The 26,168-nt window shown below is 43.7% G+C and carries 22 protein-coding genes; 13 read left to right on the top strand and 9 right to left on the bottom strand.

What is annotated here, in order from left to right:
• Nucleotides 1-27 precede the first annotated feature (27 nt).
• From ACUC6J_RS20265 to ACUC6J_RS20215, 11 genes are all read left to right on the top strand, one after another.
• Entirely contained in the window at nt 28-816 is a 789-nt protein-coding gene (locus ACUC6J_RS20265) for a TrmH family RNA methyltransferase (RefSeq protein WP_117289251.1), read from the top strand.
• A gap of 583 nt (nt 817-1,399) precedes the next feature.
• On the top strand, nt 1,400-2,101 hold the full coding sequence (locus ACUC6J_RS20260) for a response regulator transcription factor (protein WP_025365807.1): 702 nt from the start codon (nt 1,400-1,402) through the stop codon (nt 2,099-2,101).
• Nucleotides 2,098-3,084: a sensor histidine kinase gene (locus ACUC6J_RS20255; protein WP_016819944.1), complete on the top strand. Its 987-nt coding sequence runs from the start codon at nt 2,098-2,100 to the stop codon at nt 3,082-3,084. Before ACUC6J_RS20260 ends, ACUC6J_RS20255 begins: the two co-directional genes overlap by 4 nt.
• A 100-nt stretch (nt 3,085-3,184) precedes the next feature.
• Nucleotides 3,185-3,964 carry an ABC transporter ATP-binding protein gene (locus ACUC6J_RS20250; protein WP_025365805.1) on the top strand — a complete coding sequence of 260 codons (780 nt, stop codon included), beginning with the start codon at nt 3,185-3,187 and terminating at the stop codon, nt 3,962-3,964.
• Nucleotides 3,930-5,933, top strand: coding sequence for an ABC transporter permease (locus tag ACUC6J_RS20245; protein WP_447249341.1), 2,004 nt, complete (start codon nt 3,930-3,932; stop codon nt 5,931-5,933). Before ACUC6J_RS20250 ends, ACUC6J_RS20245 begins: the two co-directional genes overlap by 35 nt.
• A gap of 218 nt (nt 5,934-6,151) precedes the next feature.
• The gene (locus tag ACUC6J_RS20240; protein WP_025365803.1) at nt 6,152-7,261 is read left to right on the top strand and encodes a TolC family protein; all 1,110 of its coding nucleotides are present in this window, start codon (nt 6,152-6,154) and stop codon (nt 7,259-7,261) included.
• Nucleotides 7,262-7,296: 35 nt separating this feature from the next.
• The gene (locus ACUC6J_RS20235) at nt 7,297-8,769 is read left to right on the top strand and encodes an efflux RND transporter periplasmic adaptor subunit (protein WP_447249340.1); all 1,473 of its coding nucleotides are present in this window, start codon (nt 7,297-7,299) and stop codon (nt 8,767-8,769) included.
• Nucleotides 8,766-9,503 carry an ABC transporter ATP-binding protein gene (locus ACUC6J_RS20230; RefSeq protein ID WP_016819949.1) on the top strand — a complete coding sequence of 246 codons (738 nt, stop codon included), beginning with the start codon at nt 8,766-8,768 and terminating at the stop codon, nt 9,501-9,503. The genes ACUC6J_RS20235 and ACUC6J_RS20230 overlap by 4 nt, the downstream gene beginning before the upstream one ends.
• Nucleotides 9,500-10,714 carry an ABC transporter permease gene (locus tag ACUC6J_RS20225; protein ID WP_447249339.1) on the top strand — a complete coding sequence of 405 codons (1,215 nt, stop codon included), beginning with the start codon at nt 9,500-9,502 and terminating at the stop codon, nt 10,712-10,714. Before ACUC6J_RS20230 ends, ACUC6J_RS20225 begins: the two co-directional genes overlap by 4 nt.
• Nucleotides 10,715-10,779: 65 nt before the next feature.
• Nucleotides 10,780-11,721, top strand: a complete 942-nt coding sequence (locus tag ACUC6J_RS20220) for a polysaccharide deacetylase family protein (RefSeq protein WP_117289243.1) — start codon at nt 10,780-10,782, stop codon at nt 11,719-11,721.
• A 63-nt stretch (nt 11,722-11,784) separates the two neighbouring features.
• A complete protein-coding gene (locus ACUC6J_RS20215) occupies nt 11,785-12,261 on the top strand; it encodes an RNA polymerase sigma factor (protein WP_126666219.1) in 477 nt (158 codons plus the stop codon).
• 130 nt (nt 12,262-12,391) lie between these two features.
• On the opposite strand, the gene ACUC6J_RS20210 is transcribed toward ACUC6J_RS20215, so the two are convergent.
• The 9 genes from ACUC6J_RS20210 to ACUC6J_RS20170 all read right to left on the bottom strand — a co-directional run bounded on the left by ACUC6J_RS20210 (nt 12,392) and on the right by ACUC6J_RS20170 (nt 22,949).
• Nucleotides 12,392-13,672, bottom strand: a complete 1,281-nt coding sequence (locus tag ACUC6J_RS20210; RefSeq protein ID WP_447249338.1) for an apiosidase-like domain-containing protein — start codon at nt 13,670-13,672, stop codon at nt 12,392-12,394.
• A 75-nt stretch (nt 13,673-13,747) separates the two neighbouring features.
• Nucleotides 13,748-15,049, bottom strand: a complete 1,302-nt coding sequence (locus ACUC6J_RS20205; RefSeq protein ID WP_016819953.1) for a PTS sugar transporter subunit IIC — start codon at nt 15,047-15,049, stop codon at nt 13,748-13,750.
• A gap of 154 nt (nt 15,050-15,203) precedes the next feature.
• Nucleotides 15,204-15,503: a PTS sugar transporter subunit IIB gene (locus ACUC6J_RS20200; RefSeq protein WP_019688563.1), complete on the bottom strand. Its 300-nt coding sequence runs from the start codon at nt 15,501-15,503 to the stop codon at nt 15,204-15,206.
• A complete protein-coding gene (locus ACUC6J_RS20195) occupies nt 15,500-15,856 on the bottom strand; it encodes a PTS lactose/cellobiose transporter subunit IIA (protein ID WP_016819955.1) in 357 nt (118 codons plus the stop codon). Before ACUC6J_RS20195 ends, ACUC6J_RS20200 begins: the two co-directional genes overlap by 4 nt.
• A gap of 188 nt (nt 15,857-16,044) precedes the next feature.
• A complete protein-coding gene (locus tag ACUC6J_RS20190; protein ID WP_447249337.1) occupies nt 16,045-17,991 on the bottom strand; it encodes a BglG family transcription antiterminator in 1,947 nt (648 codons plus the stop codon).
• Between the two features lie 132 nt (nt 17,992-18,123).
• The gene (glpK, locus tag ACUC6J_RS20185; protein WP_430211428.1) at nt 18,124-19,665 is read right to left on the bottom strand and encodes a glycerol kinase GlpK; all 1,542 of its coding nucleotides are present in this window, start codon (nt 19,663-19,665) and stop codon (nt 18,124-18,126) included.
• Nucleotides 19,666-19,680: 15 nt separating this feature from the next.
• Nucleotides 19,681-20,616: a transketolase family protein gene (locus ACUC6J_RS20180; protein WP_031462205.1), complete on the bottom strand. Its 936-nt coding sequence runs from the start codon at nt 20,614-20,616 to the stop codon at nt 19,681-19,683.
• A gap of 3 nt (nt 20,617-20,619) precedes the next feature.
• A complete protein-coding gene (locus ACUC6J_RS20175) occupies nt 20,620-21,465 on the bottom strand; it encodes a transketolase (protein ID WP_019688558.1) in 846 nt (281 codons plus the stop codon).
• 23 nt (nt 21,466-21,488) lie between these two features.
• Nucleotides 21,489-22,949, bottom strand: a complete 1,461-nt coding sequence (locus ACUC6J_RS20170; protein WP_016819960.1) for an L-fucose/L-arabinose isomerase family protein — start codon at nt 22,947-22,949, stop codon at nt 21,489-21,491.
• Between the two features lie 426 nt (nt 22,950-23,375).
• On the opposite strand from ACUC6J_RS20170, the gene ACUC6J_RS20165 reads away from it, so the two are divergent.
• Entirely contained in the window at nt 23,376-24,815 is a 1,440-nt protein-coding gene (locus ACUC6J_RS20165; protein WP_447249336.1) for a 6-phospho-beta-glucosidase, read from the top strand.
• Between the two features lie 274 nt (nt 24,816-25,089).
• Nucleotides 25,090-25,920 carry a BglG family transcription antiterminator LicT gene (gene licT, locus ACUC6J_RS20160; RefSeq protein WP_025365791.1) on the top strand — a complete coding sequence of 277 codons (831 nt, stop codon included), beginning with the start codon at nt 25,090-25,092 and terminating at the stop codon, nt 25,918-25,920.
• Nucleotides 25,921-26,168 lie beyond the last annotated feature (248 nt).

Raw genomic sequence — 26,168 nt, 5'->3', positions numbered from 1 at the left:
CGGACCATAGAACGGAAGGTTAAACGAATGGAAATCATTTCACCGAATAATGCGCGTGTAAAAGAATGGTCGCAATTGCTGGAGAAAAAGCATCGTACACGGCAGCATAAATATATTGTTGAGGGTATTCATCTAGTGCAGGAAGCGTTGCGTTCGAACGCGGCAGTAGAAAGCGTCGCCTATGATTTGGACAAGGGGATTCCTGCCGAGCTGAATGGTCTGGATTCAGCCGACCAGCCGGTGGAATGGATTCCCGTGTCGACGGCGGTCATTGCCAAATGCACCGATACCAAGACGCCGCAGTCTGTCTTTGCTATCGTGCGTAAGCAGGAGCAGAGCGCATTCGCAGCATTACTTGAGCAGCCAGATGCGCTGGTGATGGTGTTGGACGGGGTACAGGACCCCGGCAATGTAGGCACCATTATCCGCAGCGCGGACGCTGCTGGAGCCGCAGGCGTTATATTGGGTCATGGCTGCGCCGACCTGTACAACCCCAAAACGATCCGTTCCACGATGGGATCGTTATTTCATCTGCCGGTCATCGAAGGCAGTCTGGAGGAGCTTTTGCCGCAGGCCAAAAGTAAAGGGGCCCGCTTGCTCAGCACCTCGCTGGATGCAAGCTTGTCATGCTATGCCGTGGATTTGCGTGTATCCACCTGGCTCGTGATTGGCAACGAGGGCCAAGGTATTTCTGCTGCTACCGCTAGTATGGTGGATGAATCAGTATTCATTCCAATGCAGGGACAAGCAGAGTCACTGAATGCAGCCATGGCCTCTACGGTGTTATTATTCGAGGCGATGAGACAGCGAAGCTAAGAGAATGAACACGGATTTGTCTGGGTTATAACATCAATTAATACTAAAATGAGTCGGGTCATAGAGCCCGACTCATTTTTTTAGAGAATGTTATATCTGTCATGATCTTAATCACTTTTAAGGGTAGGTCTTCATTTGGACATAATACATATATTACTGTTGAGCTGTTTTCTATATACCTTACAACAAAGTAAGGTTTTTGTAAGCTTTGACTGTTGTTTGTGATGTATAGGCTAGTTAGTATGTTTAATAGCTAGGCAAGGAAAGATGTGAGCATATGAAGTATTCAAAGAACAAAATAAAAAAGGTAATCAAATCAAAAAAAGACTTCGATGAGACGTTAAAAAAATATAAAGGGATCATTATTACAGTAACGGTTATCGTTATGATGATTATAACGTTAACTGCTCTGGTGCTTGGCACAATGCATATTATTCGAGACTCAATCTATATCACAATTGAATCTTCCTAATTACAATTAAAGAAAATGGATTGTTGTTATTGCTTGGACGATTAAATCAAGGCATTATATAGAGAAAATCATGTTATTAAAAATTCAAGCACTAAGAAGGTAGAAAACACAATGCATAAAATATTAATCGTAGAGGATGACCCTCAAATTAGCTCTTTACTCCAATCCTATCTTGAAAAGTATGGTTATCAAGGAGTTGTCGTTTCAAATTTTGATCAGGTATTGAGTACTTTTCAGGAAGTAAAGCCTGATTTGGTCATACTTGATGTGAATTTACCTCGTTTTGATGGATTTTATTGGTGTAGACAAATTCGCACCCAATCTACTTGTCCTATCCTTTTTGTGTCCGCGCGGGATGATAAGATGGATCAGGTCATAGCTTTGCAGAACGGGGCGGATGATTACATTACTAAACCGTTTCATCCCGAAGTACTGTTAGCCAAAATAGAAAGTAATCTGCGACGTGCCTATGGTTTATATGCAGTTGCCCAAAAATCACGCTCCATAGCAGTGTCAGGCTTGATTCTATATCCTGACATTATGGAGCTTGTGTTTCATGACAAGCAGGTAGAAATGAGCCATAAAGAAGCTGCGCTACTGGAGCTACTGATGACATATCCTAAGCAGGTTGTAGGGAGAGTTCATCTCTTAGAAGCTTTATGGGATGATTACCAATATGTCGGGGAAAATACACTGAATGTTTATGTTACTCGTGTCCGTAAAAAGCTGGCCGAGTTGGGGTTGGAGGATATCATAGAGACGGTTAGAGGAGCTGGATATCGGCTGCACTTGACTGAGGAGGAAGAACAGTGAAGCTTTTTTGGCGTGATCATTTCTCAATGATCATATTCAATATCGTCCAACTTTTTCTTGTGTTAAGCATTTATTGGATGGATGGTTATCATAACTTGTCTACTGCTCTTTATTCCGTCTTTTTTGGGACCTCCATATTGCTGATCTATTTACTGTTCCGGTACGTCATGTATTCTAGTTTATATCGATTACTTTCCACTGCAAATATTAGAGATCTAGATGAACTCATTCAGATGAAGGTACTTAATCCTCTTGCCTCTTCTTTACAGAATTTGCTTTTACAATTTTACCGATTGTATCAGTCTCGAATTCATCAGTTAGAGCATCAACAGCGTGATCACATTACTTTTATTAACCAGTGGGTTCACCAGATGAAAACTCCCCTCTCTGTTATTCATTTAATTCTCAAAGGAAAAATAGATCCCGAGTCGGATCAGATTCATGATGAGATTGATCGAATGGGAAAAGGACTGGAAATGATCTTATATATGTCACGATTGGAGGCCTTTGAACCTGACTTTCATGTGGAGCCTGTTGTATTACGAAAGCTGGTTAGTGAAGTGATTTATGATAACAAAAGATTATTGATTCGTAACGAAATTTATCCTTCCAATGAAGTGGACGAGCAGTTGAGTGTGATTACCGATGCCAAATGGCTAAGATTTATAATTAATCAATTGGTGACCAATGCGGTGAAATACTCTTCAGGTCATGCCCACAGTCTGAAGTTGATATCTGAGATAAGAGATAAAGTGTTTGTGCTGAAAGTACAGGATGAAGGAATCGGTATCCCTAAAAAAGATATTGAACGGGTATTTGAGGCTTATTACACAGGTGAAAACGGACGGAAGTATAGTGAATCTACCGGAATGGGCCTGTACATGGTGTCAGAAATCTGCAAAAGGCTGAGTCATGACATTCAACTGAAATCGACGGTTGGTGAAGGAACGACGGTTGAGATCTTGTTTTCAATTCACAAATAAGAACCTTACAACACATTTAAGGTTTCTGTAATGTTAATCGATCGCTTCATCCCTCTGGATGAATTATGATCATGACATAGGAAAAAGAAAGGAATGAACGATGGAGATTGTACGAATGGATCAAGTCACCAAAATATACTATGGTAAGGTTCCCTACCGAGCTCTCAACAATATCCATTTAACGATTCAACAAGGTGAGTTTGTAGGCATTATGGGTCCGTCTGGTAGTGGGAAGACAACATTACTAAATATGATTTCCTCCATTGATATGCCGACTTCTGGCGAGGTTAGCATTAATGGGGAAAATCCACATCTGCTCAAGAAGGATAAGCTCGCTTTATTTCGTCGCAAAGAATTGGGGCTTGTATTTCAAGACTATAATTTGCTGGAAACTCTTAGTCTGGGAGAGAACATACTATTTCCTCTGATGCTGAATAAAAAAGGATTAAAGGAAATGGGACACAAACTGGAAGAGGTAGCGAAGAAACTGGATATTGCAGATATTTTAGACAAACGGCCTCTTGAGGTGTCAGGAGGGCAAAAGCAAAGAGCAGCTATAGCCAGAGCTATTATTCATTCTCCTTCACTCCTGTTGGCAGATGAACCAACTGGAAATCTCGATTCCAAATCTTCACGAGTTGTGATGGAAATGTTAGAACTCATCCATCGCGTAGACAATTCCACAATCGTGCTGGTAACACACGGTGCCTTGGAAGCCAGCTATTGTGATCGGGTAATTTTTATTAAAGATGGCGAGTTATTTAATGAAATCCACCGTAGTCACAGTCAGCAATTATTTTTTCAGGAAATCATAGATATGCTCTCCTTTCTGGGGGGAAGTAGACATGCACATGAGCTTTCGTCTGTTAGCATGGAATAATCTCAAGCATAATGCGCGTGCTTATGTACCTTATTATTTAAGCAGCTCCTTGATGATTACAATTTTTTTCGTATATGCGATGTTTATTTTTCACCCGGATGTCTCCAATGCAATCATGGCCTTTAATGTAAAAAAGGGATTACAAGTTGCTGATCTATTGATTTTTGTATTTTCCTTTTTCTTCGTATTATACACAAACAATATTTTTATTGCTGCACGTAAAAAAGAATTCGGTATACTGACCATTTTGGGGACACATCGCAGACAAATTTATTTTTTGGTTGCTTATGAGAATCTGATTATAGGCTTTTTATCCTTGATTACCGGGATTACGGGAGGATTTGTTTCCGCAAAATTCTTTCTACTTTTGGGCTCCAGTGCCACAGGGCTGTATTTAACATTTTATTTTCCTTGGAAAGCACTGGCTTTCACCGTAGTTGGCTTTATGTTTTTGTTTACCTTGATCTCACTTGTATCTGTTTTCTTCATACGCCAATCTAAATTACAGCAGCTTTTTAGCAAGGTTACTCAGCTCAAAAAAGAGCCCAAAGCTTCATGGAGCCTGTCCTTTCTTGCAATAGCGCTAATAGGAGCGGCTGTGTATTTAATGAAGCTGGATTTTCCACCATATATTTATCTGGCACCGTATCGTTTGGGGACTCTATCCTTTTATATGTTGCACTATTCAGTTGGAGACACATTTAAATATACGATTGTAATGGGGTTTATTGGAATTTACTTACTATACGCCCAATCAAGTGTTTTGTTCATTCAATTGCTTAGAGCCAACAGGAAATGGTGTTGGAGTGGAACTCGTTTGTTATGGCTATCTGAAATCACATACAAAATGAGGAATAATGCCGGGCTGTTCACATTGGTTACCCTAATTTCTATCGTTTCCTTTCTAGGAGCAGCTTCAACTTTTGACTCCATGCAGCAGCAAAATAGATTTCTTAGGGAGCAGTCTTATTCATTTGCATTTTTTTCTGATGTTGTAAGTTCCATAGATCTTGAAGATGAGATTGATCAAAATCTTTATAAGGCTGGGGTGGATTATTCGAAAAGTGAAGTACTGATCTTTCCCTTTCGTGAACAGTTGGCACCTGTGATGAAACAATCCAACTATGAGCCTCTTGCTTCTAAATTAAAGAAACAAATACAGGTACCTGCGCTTCGAGATGATCAAGGCTTTTTCATTTTTGATTCAAACGAGATGTCATTAGAAGAACAGAAAACCTTTTTTGAAAAAAGGCTAACTTACAATCAAGGGAAATCCCGAATTACGGGTATCCAGATTGTGGATACTCAGAAGATAGACCATAGCATAAAGTTTGATGGAAACATCATTTCTGAACTAGGAAGGTTGCTTGTTGTCTCAGATCAAACTTACGAACATTTAGTTAAACAACAGTATTTCAATGTTCCATTGGCATACAAATCTGTTTATTATTTTGTGCCTAAATGGAAGAGTGGCCAAGTATCATTGGAAACTTCTGAGACCCAAGAAGAGGTGTGGTTGTATTCCCTGCTGGCCAACAAGGTGAATAAAGGATCGCTTAACTCTAGAGCAGTGGATTATCTGACATCGGAGATGGATCTGAATATTAGTAAATTTATTGGCGGATTTATCGCCATCATTATGTTGGCAAGCACAGTAAGCCTGCTTTATTTCAGATTGTATGTAGATCTTAAACGGGATGAGGAAATATACCGGGCTTTATCCAAAATTGGATTAAGCTCAAGGGAAATGAGACGAGCTGCATCCAGACAAATTGCATTTCTATTTCTTCTGCCATTAGTTGTTTCATCCATAGGAATAGTGCTTTGTTTAGTTATGTCAGAACCATCTGTAGTACCCTTTCATCTTACGCTTATTCAAATTATGATTTGCTTTTGGGTAATTCAATTCTTTTCCTTTCTTATTGTACGTTTCCTGTACCTTCGTCAATTGGATTTAAAGATGCTGTAAAGAGCGATAAGCCACATGAAAAAAAGTTGCAGAAGGGTAGGATTAGACTCCTCCTTTCTGGAATTTTTCATCCAATACAAAATAAGGTCTCAATGGACTGAGAGCCTTGACGAGTAGGTGCAGGGCGAATTTGTTCATCAGAAGATATTTAATTCATATAACAACACATTAGTGAATTCTATTCAAGTCGATACCATATTTTAAAAGTGGGGATATCTATGAAAAAGCATATGTTCATTTTATTGCTGCTCGCCTTGTCGGCCAGTTCTTTATCAGAGTCCTTTGTTCAAGCAGAGGAGGCGCAGCAGCAGGTTACCAAAGCGAGCGTGAAACTAACACTGAGCCAAGCCCAGCAATGGGCGCGGTCTAATAGCTTTAGCTTGAAGGAGGCCCAGCAAGCGATAGATCGTAACCGGATTAACCTGAAAAATGCTGGTAAGAATCTGGATTTTATTCCGGCAGGTACAGGCAACGGTGAAGAGGATGCGGCTAGTAGTTCAGCCTGGAAGGGGTATGCTTCATCGACGGTTTCTTATCTGGAATCCAAGAAGCAAATTGAACTTGCCCAAGATCAGACAGACTACGCTGCAATGAAAAACTATTACGATGTACTTTTGGCTGATAACAAAGTGAAGAGTAGTGAGGATGCACTTTCGCTCGCGTTATTAGAGGAAAAGGCTGCTGAAGCGAAGGCCAACCGTGGAAAAATTTCACCAGGTGACCAGAGCACGATTATTCAGACTCGTATAGAAGCACAAAAGAATGTAGACATTGCAAAGACTGCATTGCGAAAAGCGATGGATTCATTAAATACGCAAATGGGTCAACCTCAAGGTACGGTATATGAACTGGTTGATCGCCCTGTTTACCCCAAAATAGACAACACGAATTTGGATACGTTGGTGACGCGTGCAATCTCGGCGAGTCCTTCGGTGTGGAGACAGGAGGAAGCTGTCAAGCTGGCCAAGATGGAAGTTAAATATTACACCTGGAACTCAGGAACTGATGATTATGAAATTAAGCAGATTGATGTAGATTCAGCAGAAGGCGGACTGGAAAATACCAAGGATCAACTGGCAGAAACCTTGAAGAGTATGTACTTTAACTTACAGCAAAATGTTGAACAATACGAGCAAATGCAAAGTAATCTACAGAACGTCAATAAAGTATTGGACATTTCTCGTAAAAAAAAGGAACGTGGTTTTGCTACAGGTACGGAAGTCGCCACAAATCAATTAAAAGTGAAGCAAATCGAACGGAATATGGATGAACTGATTGTTCAAATGACGTTGCTGCAACATGCTTTGAACAAGCCGTGGAGCGTATAGGATTTAGAAAAAATACTTTTGAAGGGGATATAACATTGTCAGAAATAGAAAAGAAAGATGCATTGCAGGTAGTAAGAAAGAAAAGAAGGCTGAAAAGAATTATAGGCATTTTTGTCCTGATCATTATAGCGGGGATTGGCGGTACTGTTTATATGAACAGGAGTAAGGAAAAGCCTGTGGAGGGTCCTGCAAACCAGATCGTACAGGTACAGAAAACAAACATGACCGAGTCGCTTAAAGTCACTGGAACCGTTCAGGCTTCCAAGGAAGTAAACATTAATTTTACAAATGTCGAGGGTGCCAAGCTCGTCGCTGTCAATGTCAAAGCAGGAGATAGCGTCAAAGCAGGTCAGGTTCTAGCACGATTAGATGATTCGGATGCCAGGCTGCAAATTAAGGATGCCGAATCGAATGTGGCGATTGCAAGAGCCAAACTGGAGGAAGCCAAGCGCGGACCCAAAACGAATGATATAGAGTTGCAGAAAGCTAATGTCTTAAAGGCACAGATGGCGATTAAAACAGCCAAGAACACGATGGAATTAGAGGAAGCCGCTGCTCAAAAGGAGTCGGCCAAGGTGACTTTGGATAAGGCTCAGAAGGATTATGATGACCAGGCTTATCTGGTTCAGAATGATGCGGCAGCAGAAAGTGACCTGGCAACAGCCAAGCAAAATCTGGATAAGGCAAAATTGGATATGAGCAATGTGGAGCTGCAGTACAAGAAGGCACAGACCAAGCAAACTGAGGCGATCGAAGAGGCGGAAATGGGCTATAAAACAGCTTTAATACAATTAAAGGCTGCACAGTCCCCGCCCGAAGCTTCCAACATACAATCCGCACAGGCTTCTTTATTGCAGGCTGAAACGGCATTAGAGCAGAAAAAAAGTGTCCTGAGTAAATTACAGGTTACGGCGCCGTGGGACGGGATCATTTTGAAGGTCAACGGCGATGTGGGTACCAGTCCTACTGCACCTTTTATTGTAATGAATAATTCAAACACAGGGGCTATGAAGGTTCTTGCCAAGGTTAATGAAAGTGATATTGCTAAATTGAAGACTGGACTTCAGGCGACAATGCACTCGAATTCATTTCCGGACAAACAATTTAAAGGCGAAGTCCTCTTTGTTTCTCCAGAGCCGGTTACCGAATCCAATGTGACTACATACAAAATCGAATTGTCTTTGGATAGCCAAAAGATAAGGCTGCAACCAGGGATGAATATGGATGTATCCCTTCTGTTAGCTGAACACAAAAATGCGTTATCTGTGCCGCTGTTTGCACTGAGATCTGAAGGCGGTGTGGATGGAGTATATGTGGCGAAGAACGCGGCGAATCCGGTGGATTATGAGTTTAGACCAGTGAAACTGGGTGTCTATACAGCAGATCAGGCGGAAATCAAGTCTGGTGTCAAGGACGGTGAGACCATTGTGATCCCACCTCAGGGTGGTAGTGCTGGTTCGAATGGCAGTCCAGAGGGTCAAGGCCCTGATGGGGGGCAGGCACAATGAGTGAAACTCAATCCCATAAAGCTGTAATCGAAATTAAAGAACTGAAAAAAATGTATGAGGTAGGCGGTCAGAAGATTCAGGCTCTGCGCAGTGTTAATTTATCTATTAGCGAAGGGGAGTTTGTTGCTATCATGGGGCCCTCTGGTTCGGGCAAGTCTACCATGATGAATGTCATTGGCTGCCTGGATCATCCCGATACCGGAGAGTACTACCTGGATGAGTACTCCATATTGGATGCTAGAGAGAACGAGCTTTCGGAGATTAGAAACCAGAAGCTGGGTTTTGTATTTCAGAAATTCTATCTACTTCCCCGAACTACAGCATTAGCAAATGTAGAGCTGCCTATGATGTATGCAGGTGTACCTGCCAAGGAGCGTCGGGAAAGAGCCGTAGAGGCACTACGCAGCGTTGGCCTTGCAGAACGGATGTACAACAAGCCTAACGAGCTTTCTGGTGGTCAGCAGCAACGTGTCTCCATTGCCCGGGCATTGGTGAATAATCCTGTTATTCTGCTGGCGGATGAACCTACGGGAGCACTGGATACGAAGACGAGTATCGAAATTATGGAATTATTTCAAGGCTTGAATGAGCTGGGAAAAACCATCGTCTTGGTCACGCATGAGCTGGAGATTGCTGAATATGCCAAACGGTTGATCAGCTTTCGGGATGGTAATATTGAACGAGATGAGCCTATTGCAAATAGACGAATTTCATCAAGGAAGGTAAGCCTATGAATGTAATGGAAACCATCCGTGTATCCATGAATAGCTTAATCACTAACAAGCTACGCTCATTTTTAACGATACTCGGTATTATTATCGGGGTGGCAGCAGTTATTGCCATTATGGCGATCGGAAACGGATCTACAGCCCGCATAAAGGCGGAAATTAATAAATTAGGAAATAACGTATTGATGGTTGCGCCGGCTATGACAATGGTCGATGGTGAAATAGATTATGACCACACACCATCATTTACTTGGGCTGATGTCGAGGCGTTGGAACAAAAGAAGTCTATAGATGCATTAATGCCGAATATAACGAGCAATTCAAAAGCTACGTGGGGGCGATATAACTATAACGCCACTATTGTAGGAACATCCGCTTCATTTTATAAGGTCAAAAAGTTTTCCTTTGCCGAGGGTAGAACATTTACCAACGATGAGATGGACAAACGCATGAATGTCGCCATACTTGAAAGCCAAGCGGTTCAACGTCTTTTTGGTGGAGATAGCCAAAATGTATTGGGACGGACGTTTCAAATTAAGCAGATCCCTTTCAAGGTAGTCGGAGTATTGGATACTCAGCCAGTTACGAACTTAAGCTACAGTAGTAATGAACAAATTTACATCCCTGCTACAACCATGATGAACCGTCTGGGTGAGAAGAATATTACCGGATTGGACGTGTCTGCCAAGTCACCAGCCTTGATGGATCAGGCTCGCTTAGACATCTTGGAAAGCTTGCGTGTGACACACCAGCTAAAACCTTCGGAACCAGATCAATTTCAAATTATGAGCCTGTCAGAGGCAGCAGGTGCAGCATCCGGTGTAGATAATATTATGACCAGCTTGCTGGGAGGTGTAGCGGCGATCTCGCTCGTGGTTGGGGGAATTGGAATTATGAATATTATGATGGTATCGGTTATAGAGCGCACGAAAGAAATCGGTATTCGGAAAGCCATTGGTGCCAAGCCGAAAGATATTATGGTTCAATTCCTGTCCGAAGCTGTCATTTTTGGTCTGCTGGGGGGAATGCTCGGGGTTATTATAGGCATAAGCGCCTCCAAAATTATCGAAGCTACGGCACACATGACCATTGAATTTACAATCTCGCCGATCCTATACTCGTTTCTTAGCTCTGCGGGCACAGGCATCCTATTCGGAGTATATCCGGCTTATAAAGCAGCAAGTTTGAGGCCAATAGATGCATTGAGATACGAATAATTGAATTGGCACATGGTCGCAACATAAAACGTGAACTGCTTCTAGATTTTGGAGGAACATATACTATGGAAAAAAGCTATGTGCAAAATAGAACCAGAGCTCATCGGATGAAGAGGAAGAGAAGAAGACTACTGTTTATTATTATCATTTGTATTGTTCTAATTATTTTAAAACTCTTTGACATTTTCAGTAGTAAACCACAACCAGTCAAAACGATTGAATTTGCAGAAAAAATAGAATCCGTATCAACCGACAAATTAAATAACGAATCCAAAGGGAGCGAATTCCCTGTAAAAAATGTTTCGGGTGTTGAGGATGCTGCATTTGTTGAAAAGTACTTAAATCAGCAAATCCAAGGTCAAAAGCCCGATGGGATAGACGGTAAAAAGGTTGTCTATTTATCTTTTGATGATGGGCCATCAGTAACCGTGACGCCTAAGATTTTAGATGTTCTTAAAGAACAAAATGTAAAAGCGACGTTTTTTGTGGTCGGAAAAGCAGTCGAAGAAAATGAAGGTACTAAACATTTAACCAAAAGAATAGTTAAAGAAGGGCATGCTATCGGAAATCATACCTACTCACATGATTATGGTTATTTATATCCTAATCAGACTGTGAATTCGAGCATTTTTATGAGCGATATTGAAAAAACAAATCAAATTTTAAAGCAAATTTTGGGACAGGATTTTTCCACAAGAGTGATTCGATTTCCAGGTGGCCATGTGACGTGGCAGAGAAAGGATCCCAAAGGCATGGAAGAGTTAGATAAATTTTTACATGATAAGGATTATCATCAGATTGACTGGAATGTGTTGCCTAAAGATGCGGAAGGTACATCTAAGAATGCCGAGGAATTAATACACGAATTTATGAAGAGCATTGGGACTAGAGAAAAAGCAGTGGTACTCATGCATGACACTTACGGGAAGGAAGAAACAGCTAAAGCCTTGCCTGAAATCATAACATATTTAAAAAAGCAGGGATATGAATTTAAGACTATAAAGTAGCCAGTGTATTTTAAGTCAAGGGGAACACCGTAACCCATCGAAACAGAAAGGATAAGCAATAATATGGACATTAACGATCTGGAAGATCTATATTTATCTCATAAATCAGAACTCCTTGGCTATCTTTTGAGAATAGTGCATAACAAACAGGATGCCGAAGATTTGTTGCATGAATGCTTTATTCGGTTTATAAGAGCTTCCCCTGATTTGCCCGAAGATCGTATCCGATTTTATCTTTTGAGAATTGCTAAAAATTTAGCCATAGATATAATAAGAAAGCGAAAAAAGATGGAGGAATATTTCTTGCGTAAGGAGTACGTCTACTATCACTGGGATACCCCCGATTTTGAAATTCAGGATGAGGTCGATCGAATTCTTTTGATGGCAAGTAATACCGAGCAAAGGACGGTACTTAAATTGCGTGTAGTCCAAGGATACTCCATAAAAGAAACGGCTAGAATTTTAAATAAGAGTGAAAATTCAGTGAAATCTTCGCTTCACAGAGCTTCCAAACGTATTAAATTGAGATATATTTCCTGACCACAATGAGTGCTTGCTTTTTATAACAAGAAGTAAGACAAACAGTCCCGATGAGAAATCTCGATTGCGGGGCTGTTTGTACGTTGTACATAGTAGTTGAAATGATGAAAAAGGCGGTAAGTAATCACGGTTATTTTCTTATGCCAATCAGCAAGACATCAGCTTCAAAATCATGCATCCCAATGATCGTGATTTGCTCTTGCACAGAGATTGAAACTGTGCCAAAACGACGATTCTCCAGGTCAATGACCGTGAAGTCGTATTCACTCAAATCCACGTTTAGCTTCAGCACCGTATTGATTGGAACGTAGATGGCGACCTTGGTGTAATCGGTGCTTACAGCCGCACGAATTTCTTCCGTATTTTTAAGCACTATGTTCCAAGGCTGCATATCTGTAATTTCATATATCCCGAAGAGCCATTTGGCCAATCCGTAATCCCATGCCCCTTCAAACTTAAGTGCAGACTGCCAATCATATGGACTGTCGAATCCCTCCCCAGTTACACCAAAGCTTTTGCCTTTTCGATGCCAGCTCCAAATACCGTGGGCTCCATAGGTTATGCCCGCAGACGCCCCGGATAGAAGACTTTGCCAGGCTGCCTTACGAACATCGGCGCGGCTGAAGCGGCCATAGACTTTTCGACTGTAGCCCATTTGTTCATAACAGGGCTCCGAGTTGAGCAGTGGTCGGGTGACAGGCTTATTGCAGAAATCCAGTGCGAGTGTATACGCCGTTGGTTGAAATTGTGAATTATGTCCTGACTGGTACATGTAAAAATCTAAATGGGGATCATCAATAAATTCCTCTGGCAGTGCCGCTAATCTTCCTTGAATATGCAGGGTAGTCAGACACTGCGGGCTGTGCTGTTTTATGGTATGGAGAGCAAGTCGGTAATATTGGTTGGCACGCTCGGAAGGGAAATCAGTGTCACCACTTATAATATAAATAGGGTAGAATTTGGAGAACCGATCGGCAATGTAACGTACATAAGGTTCCACTGCCTCAAGTGGCATTTTTTTCTCCTCACGAAGCTTGGCAGCCCAGGTATCCGGGATATAATTACACCATAGTAGAACCAGTGCAGGAACAAAGCCTCTGTTCACAGCCATTTCGATCATCGTCTCGGCTCTGGTAAAGTATTCTTCGTTCGGCATATAGAAATTGTAGCTGCCATCCTCGGCATATGCGAAAGGCTCATATTTCAAATCGCTGTCACTTGCATCCCATTGGCGCAGCAAATTGATTTGCAAGACATTGAAGCCCTGACTTTTCCGGTAATCCAGATAATAGGCCCATTCCTCCAGCGTAATGTTGGTAAATGCGCTCCAAACCGTATCCGCCAAATAAAAAAAGGGGTTCCCCTCATTCATGAAATATCGTTTGTTCTCAGCGATACTCAGTTGAATCAAAAGCTTCCTCTCCTAACGATTGTAATGGCAGAAGCGGCGACCATGTATCCGTCCGCCGCTTCTGCTTTTTTTCTATTATAGAATAACAGGACTTGCTGTAGCTTCACTTGCTTGCTTGTCCAGTTGCTCCTGCGCTTCGTGTTCCTTTTTTAGAGCCTGCTTATCCAGCGCTCTAAAGAACGGGTAGTAGATCAGCATACTGATCGGAATGAGTACCAATTGTGCGGCGGCTAGTTTCCAACTGCCCTCAATGAAGCCCAGAGCAAAGATAGGGGTGCCGAAAGGCGGGTAAATTCCGATGGGTGCAGGTAACAAGCCGATGTTGGTGGCAATATAGCCGAGTACCGCACAAATGATGGGAGCAACGATAAACGGAATGGCTAGCAACGGGTTCAATACCATTGGAATTCCGAAGATCAGCGGCTCGTGAATGGAGAAAAAGGTACCCGGAAGACCAAGCTTGCCGATCGTGCGAAGCTGCTTGCTCTTGGCCAGGAAAACCAATAGCAGAGCAAATCCAAGCATCGGTGCATAGTTGCAGTAGATGGACCAGAAGGCCAGACCGATAGTGTTCGGAAGTGGAGCGCCTGCCTGGAAAGCGTCAAGGTTGGCTAGATCCAGACTCATCCAGATGGGTTTAACGATAGCGAGTATAACAATTGCACCGTGAATTCCGAACATCCACAAAGCCTGCATAATGATTAGCGCGATAATTAAAGCGCCGAGTGATCCGCCCAACCCTTCCAGTGGTATTTGGAGATAAGTGTAGATAAAATCGTGAACTGTACCAAATGGAGTCTGCATGAACAAACCAGCAACGATAACAAACACTAGGGCTACTAAGACAGCTGGGATCAAGCCTGAGAAGGTTTTGACAACGGTAGGCGGGACCCCGTCAGGCATTTTAATCGTCCAATTGCGGTCAACAATCCAAATATACAACCGTGCAGCAATCAAACCGACGATCATGGCAACGAACAATCCCTGCGCGCCGAGCCATTGAAGTGGCAAGGCACGAACTTTATCAAAGGTTTGGATCGGTGTAACGATAAGAAAAGAGAGAAGAGCGGTTGCCGCTGGCACAAGGGGGTCCTTGTCAAAAGCTTGCGCCAGTCTGTAGGCGATAAAAAATACCGCATACAGTGCAATGATGCCAGTGGTCATTGTCGATGCCAACCCGATTATAGCCTTTACGGGTGCAATAAGATTCTGGTAAGGCTCCCAAGCAAGTGCAGAGAAGAGGGTTGCAAATGCTCCGATAATCAGAAAAGGAAGGGTGGACATCAGCCCGTTGGAAATTGCGCTCATGTAACGGTTTTGCTGAATTGTACCCGCTACTTTTTGAAGCTTATAAGAGAATTTTTGTTGGTTAGCCATATTTATTCAACTCCTACTATAGACTTTCATCCGCCTATATAATGACTTAGAGAACGCTTTCATTTGGTGAAACACCATGCAGAACATCATATATCGTTGCCCGATTTGACCAACCTTCTTGTTCGGTCTGGTGATGAGCATCTGACTCTGAGCTTTACAGCTTAAGCGCGTCTCCTAGCACTTTTTCGCCGTTCATCATTCCATAGTCTACTATATTGATAACACTTACCTTAATGCCTTTAGGTTCATATTTTGCCTTGAAATCATCCTGCAGGTAGCCGACCTGTGGTCCAATTAGCAGTACATCTGTCTTGTCAGCATATTCTTTAAATGAACTTTCGGAAGTAGCCCTAATTTCAACCTCAAGGTTTTGTGCTTGTGCCGCCTTTTGCATTTTCTGTACCAACATACTTGTAGACATTCCTGCAGCACATACGAGTGTAATTTGTTTCATCCGTTGTTCCCTCCATTGGAAGTGTGATTTGTGATATCTTCATAGCGATTCAATCTGTTGTAAAGCTCAATCATATGTCCCGCCAGATCTTTAGTTGTGATGGCTGACATAAGGTGATCTTGAGCATGTACCATAAGCAGTGTGACTTCGTGGGCGGTTCCGCCAGCTTCCTGTTGAATCAGTCTCGTTTGTGATTTATGAGCTTTAACCAACTCGGCTTTGCTTTCTTCAAGCCGCTCTGCCGCCAACTGGGTGTTACCCTTTTGAGCAAGAGCGATTGCTTCCATCGCTTTACTCTTGGCAACACCTGAGTTGGTGATAATTCCCATAATGATTTCTTGATACTCCTCCATCTCGTTCACCTCATGCTTTTTTCTCTTTAACTTACAGTTTCAGTGTATAGGTTTACTGCCAAGATCTAAACCCAAGTCTTTTCCGCCAGTAGCGGAAATTCATTCATTGCTGTTACTCTTCCAATTTAAAAAGCTCCGAAGCAGCACCTGTTCTGTGACTATCAGCTGGATGCACTGCGGAGCTTGGTTCAATACAGCTTATATTTAACAATAATCCTGGAGAATTCCTCGTACGTTTCGCAATTTAACATCTGCTGGACGATATCCGAATTGTCGACCAGTTCCATGAGATGGTTATACATTTTAGCGGGTGGCTCTTTACCGTTTCTTTCAATGCTGAGGAGACAGATGAACTGCACCGGTTTGTCGCCCCATTCGATAGGCTGTTGAAGGGTGCAGACCGCCCATACGGTTTGATTGCTTTGCGGAATGATAGGGTGAGGAATGGCTACCAGATTTCCGTAAGCCGTGGGTGCAGCCTGTTCTCGTTCCAGGACAAGTCCAATAAAACCTTCGGCAGAGCGGATCAGCCCTTCAGCATATATTTTTTGGCCCAGAAATGAGATGACCTCTTCCTTGGTGGTAAAATTTTGTCTCAGAAATACGAGTTCCTTCCGGATGTAGTGAAAATCAAACTCGGCTTCACCAGCCAGCAAACTTTCAATTTTATCCATATCGCTGCCGCCAAGAAGAGTCTGCACGACCACGACTGGAACCGATAATGGCAGCTGAATGGGAATGGTGCTCACCACGAAATCAATGTCATGGAGGGGAAACTGCTGAAGCTTGTAATATTCCGTTGTACCCGCCACTTCAAGCGAGCTGCCAAAAGTGCTTTGCAGTTTGTACTTGAGCAGCCGGGCGCTTCCGACTCCTGAAGTGCAGACGACCAGACAGCGTTTTGGCCGGGTGTTCATACGCTGTCGTTCGATGGCTGCCCCGATATGAATGGCGAGATAGCCCATCTCTGCTTCCGGGATGGCAATATTCAGCTTGCTCTCGATCAGCTTGGCACCAATAACTCCCGCTTGAAAAGCCAGAGGGTAGTTGCTCTTGACATGATCCAGCATGGGGTTTCGGATGTTCATTCCATACTTTACCCGGTTCAGCGCTGGCTTCAGATGAAGGCAGATGCCTATGAGCAGTTCTGTATCACAGCTGATGTTCAGATTCAAATCCCTGTCGATCTCGGCGAGCATTTCCTTGCCCAGTTCAAAGAGGTTCCAGTCCAGCAGCTTCTCGGGTCCCATGTCCTCTATTTGGTGTCCTTCAATTCCGACAAACCACTTGTTTCCGGCAAGATGCATGGCAATGTAGGCGATTTCATCTTCGGGAAAAGACAACTGCAATTCCTTTTCGATCAGCTCGACAATATGCTCGGCAGCCCGAAATTCATCGGTGCCCCGCAGATCTCCTATTTCCGTCGAGAGCATAGCTACCTGGTTTCCGTCACGGATGCGCTTGCAGGCGATCGCAATATGAATGGACAAATTGCTGAAGGCGATATCGGAGAGTGTTACTTCATATTTCTGAGTCTGTTCCAGAACGATCCCACAAATCAGCGTCATTTCGCGCGGGGTGACGATGCGTAGCGCTGCATGAAATGTTCCGCCTTGTTCTTCGGAACGGCTCACAATAAACTCGGACAAGCAAAACCGAAGCTGGACTTCATCACCTTTCAGTTTGATTCCGTAATTTGGCCGTTTATCAATGGTGATTCCGTAGCTTTGTAGGGTTTGTTTAACCTCTTTGAAATCATTCTGCACCGTAGACTTGCTTATATATAGCTCATCTGCGAGGTCTTCCAGCTTCACATAATGATCAGCGAGCAGGAGACGCTTGATTAAATACAATTGCCGATAGCCGGGAGAACCTGGATCATCGGGCTCGCCGGACAGGAACAGCTGCTGCAGCAGCGCACGAAAGCTACGATGATCCGTAATTTTTAGTTCATATCCCCTTGAACGAACAGGTTCAATTGCTGCCCCGTGCTTGGATAGAAATTCATCTAGTTCCCGGATATCGCTGCGAATGGTACGTGAAGTAACTTGAATCAATTTGGCGAGATAATCACTTTTGACAGGAGCATCGGCAGCCAGCAAGTGCTGAAGAATTGAAACCATGCGTGCATTCATTCAAGGTTTCCCCCTTTCTGTAAAGCGGAATACATGCAGTGTACATAAAAAACCTCCGATTATCCAAGTGTAACACCTGTAAAATAATCGGAAGCTTGTAGTAAGAGCTCAAAAGTAAATGAGGAAGATTCATCAACAATTAGCGGAAGAAGATGGTGTAAGCGGTTGTTCTGAACGTATTACCATCTGCACTGCATTCTGCCAACCTGCATAAAGCCGCTGGCGGCTGACTTCATCCATACTAGGAGTGTAGTGCTCATACAGATTCTGATCAGAGGTGTTTCCCGTGATGATGCCTTTAGGATCTGACCAGTATCCGACACCGAGACCGCCCAGATACACAGAACCCATTGCAGATAGCTCGGCACAGGTAGAGCGGGTAACGTGGCTACCCAGAATATCTGCCTGAAACTGCATGAGCCAGCTGTTAGATGAGCCCCCGCCATCCGTACGTAAACTAGTAAGGGGGACACCGGATTGTTCACGTATAAATTGAACCGCATCTCTCACTTGATACCCGATGCTCTCTAGCGCTGCGCGTACAATATGTGCTTTGCCGTTTCCACGGGTCATACCTACAATTGCAGCACGTGCAGAGGGATTCCAGTAGGGAGCACCTAAACCGACAAAAGCAGGGACCAGATATACGCCCTCATTGTCCTGCAATTCGGTGATCATGGATTGCATTTCCTCAAATGAAGAGAATAATCCTAAATTATCCCGTGTCCATTTTATACTGTCTCCGGTCGTACGTATAACAGCTTCCAATGCATAAGATACCTTTCCTGAAGCCCCCCAGGCAATCGTTGTAACCAAGCCTTCACCGCCCTGTACGGGTTGCGAACCAATATTCATAAGTACAGATGTTCCAGTCCCATATGTCGCTTTGGCATCACCAGTATCGAAGCAACGATGCCCGTACAGTGCACCCTGTGAATCTCCGATTATCCCTGATATCGCTACTTGTTCGTCCCATAATTCCACTTCCTGTGTATAGCCATACAAGGCATCGGATGCTTTTACCTCAGGGAGCAGGGAGGAAGGAACACCGAATATACTGCACAACTCCATATCCCAAGCCAGAGTATGAATGTTAAAAAGGGAAGTCCGGCTGGCGTTACTGTAATCGGTTGCATGTATTTGACCGCCCGTAAGCTTCCATAGCAGCCAGCTGTCAATAGTCCCTGCAAGTAGTTTACCTTCAGCAAGCAATTGGGGGGCATGAGGTACATGTTCCAAAATCCAATTGAACTTGGCGGCAGAGAAATAAGGATCGAGCATTAGACCTGTCTTGGAGCGTATAATATCTTCATAGCCAGTATTCTTCAACCGTGTGCAGACCTCTGCCGTTCGCTGGCATTGCCATACAATGGCATTATAGATAGGCAAGCCAGTAGAACGGTCCCAGATCAGAGCCGTTTCTCGCTGATTCGTAATGGTTACTGCGGCCAGCGAGGAAGGAGAAAGCCCTGCTTTCTCCAGTACGCCTTTCGCAGCAATAAGTACATTATGATATATCTCAAGCGGGTCGTGTTCAACCCAGCCCGGCTGTGGGTAATATTGTTTGTGCTCCAAAGAATAACGGGTAATCACTTCGCCTTGCTGATTAACCAGCAGTGTTTTGGTTCCGGAAGTGCTTTGATCGATCGCCAGAATATAGGTCTCGATATTCATTACAGCTACAGCTCCTTACTTGTTCATCAATTCGAGCACAATCTTGCTGATATTCTCAGAGGTAAGTCCATAATGTTCAAAGACTTCAGCTGTTTTGCCAGCAATCGCCGGCTCATCCGGTATGCCCAGCATTTTCATAGGAATCGGTTGATGTTGAACCACCACTTCTGCTACAGCGGCACCCAAGCCTCCGAATACACTATGCTCCTCTACGGTGACAATACCTCCCGTTTCCCGGGCTGCGGCGATGATCGCTTTCTCATCAAGTGGCTTGATGGTGTGCATATTGAGAACACGAGCTTTAATACCCATCTGCCCCAGCAACTCAGCCGCATCCAGAATGATACGGACGGTCTCACCAGCGCCAATTAGGGTAATATCTGATCCTTCTTGTAGGGTAACAGCTTTCCCAATCTCAAACGGATAATCATCGGACGGATAGACATCCTCAACAGCATTACGTCCGATCCGTACATATGCGCCTCCTTCATGCTGAACCAGCGCTTCGGTCATTTTCTTGGTTTCATGACGATCGGCAGGGAGTAAGACCATCAAACCAGGAATCGCTCGCGCCACAGCAATATCCTGGACAGAGTGATGGGACATCCCTAGTGCACCGTAGCTAACACCACCGCTTATCCCAATCAGCTTTACATTGGTTCCGGAATAGGCTACATCTACCTTGATCTGCTCAATACTACGCATGCTCAGGAAGCAGGCAGGAGAGGTGACGAACGGCTTTTTACCGCTGTGTGCGAGTCCAGCAGACATACCGACGATATTTTGCTCGGCAATGCCTACCTCCACAAATTGTTCCGGATAGGCATCGGCAAAGGGAGCCATAGCAGCAGAGCCGCGAGAATCACTAGCCAACACCATAATATCCCGATCCTCTTTGGCAAGGCTAAGCAGCGTTTCACAGATGACCTGACGATTTGGGATTTTGTTCATTGTTTATCTCACCTGTCCTTCCCCGGATAATTCGTCTATTTCTTGTGTCAGTTCCGCCAGTGCGCGTTCAAGTTCATCATCACTTGGAATACGGTGATGCCAGCCTGGAACACCCTCGGCAAAGGATACACCTTTTCCCTTGATCGTGTTTGCCAGCACCAACGTTGGTTTGCCTTCAATTTCAGGGACATTGCGGAATGTATGGATCAGTTCCTCCATGCTGTTGCCGTCAATGGAGATCACGTTCCAGCCGAAAGCGGCCCACTTTTCCTCCAGCGGTTCAAGTCCCATAACCTCCTCGGTTGTACCGCTAATTTGCAGGCCGTTGCGGTCAATGATACCGACAAGATTATCCAGTTTGTAATGGGCACCTGCCATAGCAGCTTCCCAATTGGAGCCTTCCGCTTGCTCCCCGTCACCCATGAGACAGAATACACGGTAGGATCGCCCGTCACGCTTGGCAGCCAGTGCTATACCGACTGAGATGGGGAGGCCATGGCCCAATGCGCCTGTATTCATTTCAATACCGGGAACTTTATTGTTCGGATGTCCAATCAGACGGGTTCCGAACTGGCTATAGGTTTCCAGTTCTTCTTTAGGGAAGAAACCAAGGTCTGCCAGAATACACCATAAAGACTCGACGGAATGTCCCTTGCTGGCAATAAAGCGGTCACGTTCCTCCCATTTAGGATTAGTGATATCAATATTCATGATTTCGTAGTATAGGGCGGTGAGTATATCCGTATTGCTCAGCGAGCCTCCTGTATGCCCTGTTTTGGCACGATGAATAATGGTGAGCAGGTCCTTACGGATTTGTGCGGCTTTGATTTTCAAGTCTAGGATTTCCATAGTGCCCTCCTAAAATAATATAGTTAAACCAGAATACCCGACTTGGTGACAGCGAGATCGGAACCACGCAACCAGCGTTGAATTTCCTGTTCGGTAGGATCTACCGGATCTGCCGTGACACCTGGAAGGTAATTGCAGGCCTCGTACAGAGCCGGGATGACATTAGCATGAATGCCAACAGAGTGATGGACGTAAGGACCTTTGACGAGCTTTTCTTCCCATAACGGCCAGTCGTTGACCTCTACCCAAACATACGAGCCGCGGGTATAAGGTCCCTCAATTCCTTTAGCTTTGCCGAGGAAAATGGAATAATCTCCATGATCACCATCAAAACGGGCGATGGTCATGCCGCCGCCTTTGATTTGTCCTTCATGTGTGCCTGGTGCGTGATCATCGAACAGGAAGTGTTTGCGTAGTTTGGGTTTGTTCTCAATAGACATGGATACTGGAAAGTTCCCGCAGTGGAAAAGAAGCTCTCCATTGTCATTCTCAGGATGACGTACCGTAATATCAGCGAAAAAAGTGGGGAGTTCGTTCATTGCAGCCGCTTGTACCATAACCGAAGTAATTGCTCCGTGAATATCGGTTTCGCAGGTGACCGGAATTTGTTCATCTGTCAAAATGGCATTGGCCAGACAAGGCATAATTCCCATAGCTTCCTGGAGGGAGGACCAGCATTGGATCGCGATGGCTGTACTTCCCGTTTCGATAGCGTAGGATTTCATGGCTACTTTAAGTGCAGCAATGCGTCTGATATCTTCTTCGGTGACTTCACTGTAGTCCAGCTTCTCTTTGATATAATCAATCGCTTCTGAAAGTTCAGCACTGCTCCCGGCTGCAATTTTCTTTGAACGCAGCTGAATATCTACTAGCGTAATTGGATGAATCTCAATACCGAATCGCTCCAACAGCTCCCCTTCATTGCAGATCATAGTCCAAAAGGAAGCAGGACGAGGACCTATCTGGAGAATTCGTAAACTTTTGAACTGTCGTACTACATTGGCAGCCGAGATAAAATTGTTAAAGCCTCGTTCAAATACCGGATCGGCTACACGACTGTTTGTGATATAGGTAAAAGGGACATTAAAGCGACGAAGCACCTTTCCGCTAGCGAACAATCCACACTGGGTGTCCCGTAATCTCATGCCGTCGGCCAACGGAGCCTCATCACGTGGACCCCACAATAGAACCGGCTTGCCAAGTGCCTTGCCCACACGGGCAACCGTATCCTCGGTACCAAAATTACAGTGGGGGAAGAAAACGGCGTCCACTTCCTCTTCCTTGAAACGTTTGATAATCAAGTCCGCATTAATATGGTCGTCATACAGCAAACCTTCCTCATTAAGCCCTTCCAAATCCACGATATCAATGTTCATTCCGAAGCTCTCGATTTGTTGGCGAATGGCAACTTTGTAGCGGAATGCATCTTCAGCACTGAAGGTGAATCGTCGAGTAGGCGCATAACCCAGTTTCAGCTTTTTCATGAATAACTCTCCTTGTACTAGAAGTAACAAATTAAAATTTCACTAAACAAAACTAAATTGTAGTGGATAAATTATATAAATTTTTATTTTCAAAGTCATCGTATCACCTCTGTAAACCGCTGTCAATTAGCTTGTTTATAAAAAATTAGTTGTTTAGTTTAGTTATTTTGCGAAAATAAACTAAAAATTCGTATTTTGTTTAGAGTGAATAGCGTATGTATCATATCTATTAAATTTGACAGGCTCCTAAATCTTTGTTAGAGTTTCAATCAAATATGAATAACCTTTTCATGGGATGTTACCGTTAGGGCATAACCTGAATCGGCTTGTTTACACCGCAAGTGTAACCAGGCTGGTTTGGGTTTTTTTATTATTCATCTCCCTTTCTGTACACCCTTTTATCACACATTTGGAAGGAGAACGTTTATGTCCAGTTATATTTTTCCTAAAGACTTTTTATGGGGCGGTGCTCTTGCAGCCAACCAGGCCGAGGGGGCTTATTTGGAAGACGGTAAAGGATTGAGCCTGGTGGATCTGCTGCCTACCGGAGAGAAGAGAAGAAGCATAATGAAAGGGAATGTTCCTTCGCTAACCCCACTTGAAAGCGAATTTTATCCTTCCCATGAAGCCATTGACTTCTATCACCAATATCGCGAGGATATTGCACTATTTGCGGAAATGGGTTTCAAAGCACTGCGTGTTTCCATTGCCTGGGCTCGTATTTTTCCAACTGGAGAAGACGCTACTCCCAATGAGGCGGGGCTGCAATTTTACGATGATTTGTTCGACGAGTTGCATAAACACGGCATTCAGCCGGTTGTAACCCTCGCTCATTTTGACGTGCCGGTAGCTCTGATCGAGAAATACGGAAGCTGGCGCAACCGGAAACTGGTTGGTCTGTTTGAAACCTATGCCAAAACCGTATTCACTCGTTACAAGGATAAAGTGAAATACTGGATGACGTTTAATGAAATCAACATGCTGCTCCACTTGCCGTTTCTCGGTGCCGGGCTTGTATTCCAAGAAGGCGAAAACGTTAAACAAATTCAGTACCAGGCTGCGCATCATCAGCTTGTTGCAAGCGCGCTGGCTGTAAAAGCATGTCACGAGATCATTCCAGATGCGAAAATTGGCTGTATGCTTGCTGCTGGAAGCTTCTATCCGTATACATGTAATCCCGAAGATGTGTATCAGGGGATGGAAAAAGACCGCGAGTCCTACTTCTTCATTGATGTACAGTCACGCGGCGAATATCCTGGTTATGCCAAACGCTTCTTCAAGGATCATGGACTAAACATCGAGATGGAATCCGGCGACGCAGCCATTTTGAAAGACCATACCGTCGACTACATCGGATTTAGCTATTATTCGAGCCGGACAACCAGCACAGACCCGGAAGTTGTCAAAAATATGACCAGTGGTAATGTATTCGGTTCCGTGGCTAATCCATATTTGGACAAATCCGAATGGGGCTGGACGATCGATCCAAAAGGATTCCGCATTACAGCCAACCAATTGCATGACCGTTACCAAAAGCCTCTTTTCGTAGTGGAAAATGGCTTTGGTGCCAATGACGTGGTTTCACCTGAAGGAGAAGTGAATGACGATTACCGAATCGACTATCTCAAGCGACATATTGCTGAAATGGGTGAGGCTCTTCTAGACGGCGTCGAAATTATCGGTTACACCAGCTGGGGACCTATTGATATTGTCAGCGCATCCTCTGGAGAAATGAAAAAACGCTATGGTTACATTTATGTAGACCGTGACAATGAAGGCAACGGTACGTTGAAACGTATTAAAAAGAAAAGCTTTGACTGGTATAAAAACGTAATTCATTCCGATGGTGAAAATCTCGGCGAATAGTCGTACGACAAGAAAATAGGATCGGACGTCCTGAATCAACGGGAATTTCCGATCCTCGTTTCTCAATTGAAAGCGTTGACAATCGTTCCTTTTCGGGCTATACTTGACGCAATTCCATCATTTTAGGATTGTTACTGCAGAGCAGGCAAAACCTAAGCCACGAATAAGCGGATTTTACAGTCTTGTTTATTTGGCGTGCTTCGGTTTTTTTTGTTTGCAATAAAGTGGATGGAGCATGAGTGGCTCTTGCTGGCATATGGAACGGGGGATCGAGATGAATATAGCAAAGGTCATCAACAACAATGTAATTAGTGTTTACCAGACAGACGGTACTGAACTCGTAGTAATGGGTCGGGGGATTGCTTTCAAGAAAAAGCCTGGAGACACAGTAGATGAAACCAGAATTCAGAAGGTATTTGCGCTGAAAAACAAGCAGACATCCGATAACTTCAAAATGCTGCTGCGCGAGGTACCGCTGGATTTGATTGTGATTGTGGAGGAAGTCATTAATGACGCCAAGCATAATCTGAACAGAAAGCTGAACGAAAATATTTATGTTTCTCTGACCGACCATATCAATTTCGCTATTGAAAGGTACCGGGAAGGACTAGAAATCAAAAACGCGTTATTATGGGAAATCAAGCAGCTGTACAGAGAAGAATTCGCGATTGGTCTAAGAACGCTGGAACAAATTAAACAAAAGCTCGGTATTGAACTGCCTGTGGATGAAGCGGCTTATATTGCCCTTCACATTGTGAATGCTGAAATGAATGAGGAAGTCATTACGACCATGAGCATTACGAAGTTTATCCAGCAAATTATCAATATCGCAAAATACCACTTTAAGGTTGATTTTGACGAGGATTCTCTAAGTTATTTCCGCTTTATTACGCATCTGAAATTTTTCGCTCAGCGCGTATTTAAGGGAAATCACTATGAAAATAACTATGATCATTTATATGACTTGATTAAGGAAAAGCACAAGGATGCAGCCGCTTGTACGGAGAAAATCGGAACTTTTGTAAAGAAAGAATACAATCATGAATTAACGAACGAAGAAAAGCTGTATTTGACTGTGCATATTGAACGAGTGGTGAACAGATAAGCTCTAAACTTTTTATTCGAAAAAGAATCGAAAGTATATGTTTAAATGTTTTGTTGACAAATATGGTAGATTAAATGTATTATGTGAGTAACAGGAATTTAATAAGTTTTAACTGGGATTGTTACTGGTTATGCAGGCAAAACCTAAGTCATGAAAAATCGCGGGACTCAAGTGCCCACCATTTTTCAAGGCTTAGGTTTTTTGTGTGCCTAAATATGTAAAAAGCCCCTTAGAACATGGAGGTGTCC

It is taken from the genome of Paenibacillus sp. JJ1683, assembly GCF_053006485.1.
Note: the sequence above shows the minus strand (reverse complement) of the source record. Positions and strands in the feature narration are given on the sequence as shown.

Coding starts and splice junctions, on each gene's coding strand:
- ACUC6J_RS20265 (WP_117289251.1), top strand. CDS start 28: ATGGAAATCATTTCACCGAATAATGCGCGTGTAAAAGAATGGTCGCAA.
- ACUC6J_RS20260 (WP_025365807.1), top strand. CDS start 1,400: ATGCATAAAATATTAATCGTAGAGGATGACCCTCAAATTAGCTCTTTA.
- ACUC6J_RS20250 (WP_025365805.1), top strand. CDS start 3,185: ATGGAGATTGTACGAATGGATCAAGTCACCAAAATATACTATGGTAAG.
- ACUC6J_RS20245 (WP_447249341.1), top strand. CDS start 3,930: ATGCACATGAGCTTTCGTCTGTTAGCATGGAATAATCTCAAGCATAAT.
- ACUC6J_RS20240 (WP_025365803.1), top strand. CDS start 6,152: ATGAAAAAGCATATGTTCATTTTATTGCTGCTCGCCTTGTCGGCCAGT.
- ACUC6J_RS20230 (WP_016819949.1), top strand. CDS start 8,766: ATGAGTGAAACTCAATCCCATAAAGCTGTAATCGAAATTAAAGAACTG.
- ACUC6J_RS20225 (WP_447249339.1), top strand. CDS start 9,500: ATGAATGTAATGGAAACCATCCGTGTATCCATGAATAGCTTAATCACT.
- ACUC6J_RS20220 (WP_117289243.1), top strand. CDS start 10,780: ATGGAAAAAAGCTATGTGCAAAATAGAACCAGAGCTCATCGGATGAAG.
- ACUC6J_RS20215 (WP_126666219.1), top strand. CDS start 11,785: ATGGACATTAACGATCTGGAAGATCTATATTTATCTCATAAATCAGAA.
- ACUC6J_RS20205 (WP_016819953.1), bottom strand. CDS start 15,049: ATGGCTAACCAACAAAAATTCTCTTATAAGCTTCAAAAAGTAGCGGGT.
- ACUC6J_RS20200 (WP_019688563.1), bottom strand. CDS start 15,503: ATGAAACAAATTACACTCGTATGTGCTGCAGGAATGTCTACAAGTATG.
- ACUC6J_RS20195 (WP_016819955.1), bottom strand. CDS start 15,856: ATGGAGGAGTATCAAGAAATCATTATGGGAATTATCACCAACTCAGGT.
- ACUC6J_RS20190 (WP_447249337.1), bottom strand. CDS start 17,991: ATGAATGCACGCATGGTTTCAATTCTTCAGCACTTGCTGGCTGCCGAT.
- glpK (WP_430211428.1), bottom strand. CDS start 19,665: ATGAATATCGAGACCTATATTCTGGCGATCGATCAAAGCACTTCCGGA.
- ACUC6J_RS20180 (WP_031462205.1), bottom strand. CDS start 20,616: ATGAACAAAATCCCAAATCGTCAGGTCATCTGTGAAACGCTGCTTAGC.
- ACUC6J_RS20175 (WP_019688558.1), bottom strand. CDS start 21,465: ATGGAAATCCTAGACTTGAAAATCAAAGCCGCACAAATCCGTAAGGAC.
- ACUC6J_RS20170 (WP_016819960.1), bottom strand. CDS start 22,949: ATGAAAAAGCTGAAACTGGGTTATGCGCCTACTCGACGATTCACCTTC.
- ACUC6J_RS20165 (WP_447249336.1), top strand. CDS start 23,376: ATGTCCAGTTATATTTTTCCTAAAGACTTTTTATGGGGCGGTGCTCTT.
- licT (WP_025365791.1), top strand. CDS start 25,090: ATGAATATAGCAAAGGTCATCAACAACAATGTAATTAGTGTTTACCAG.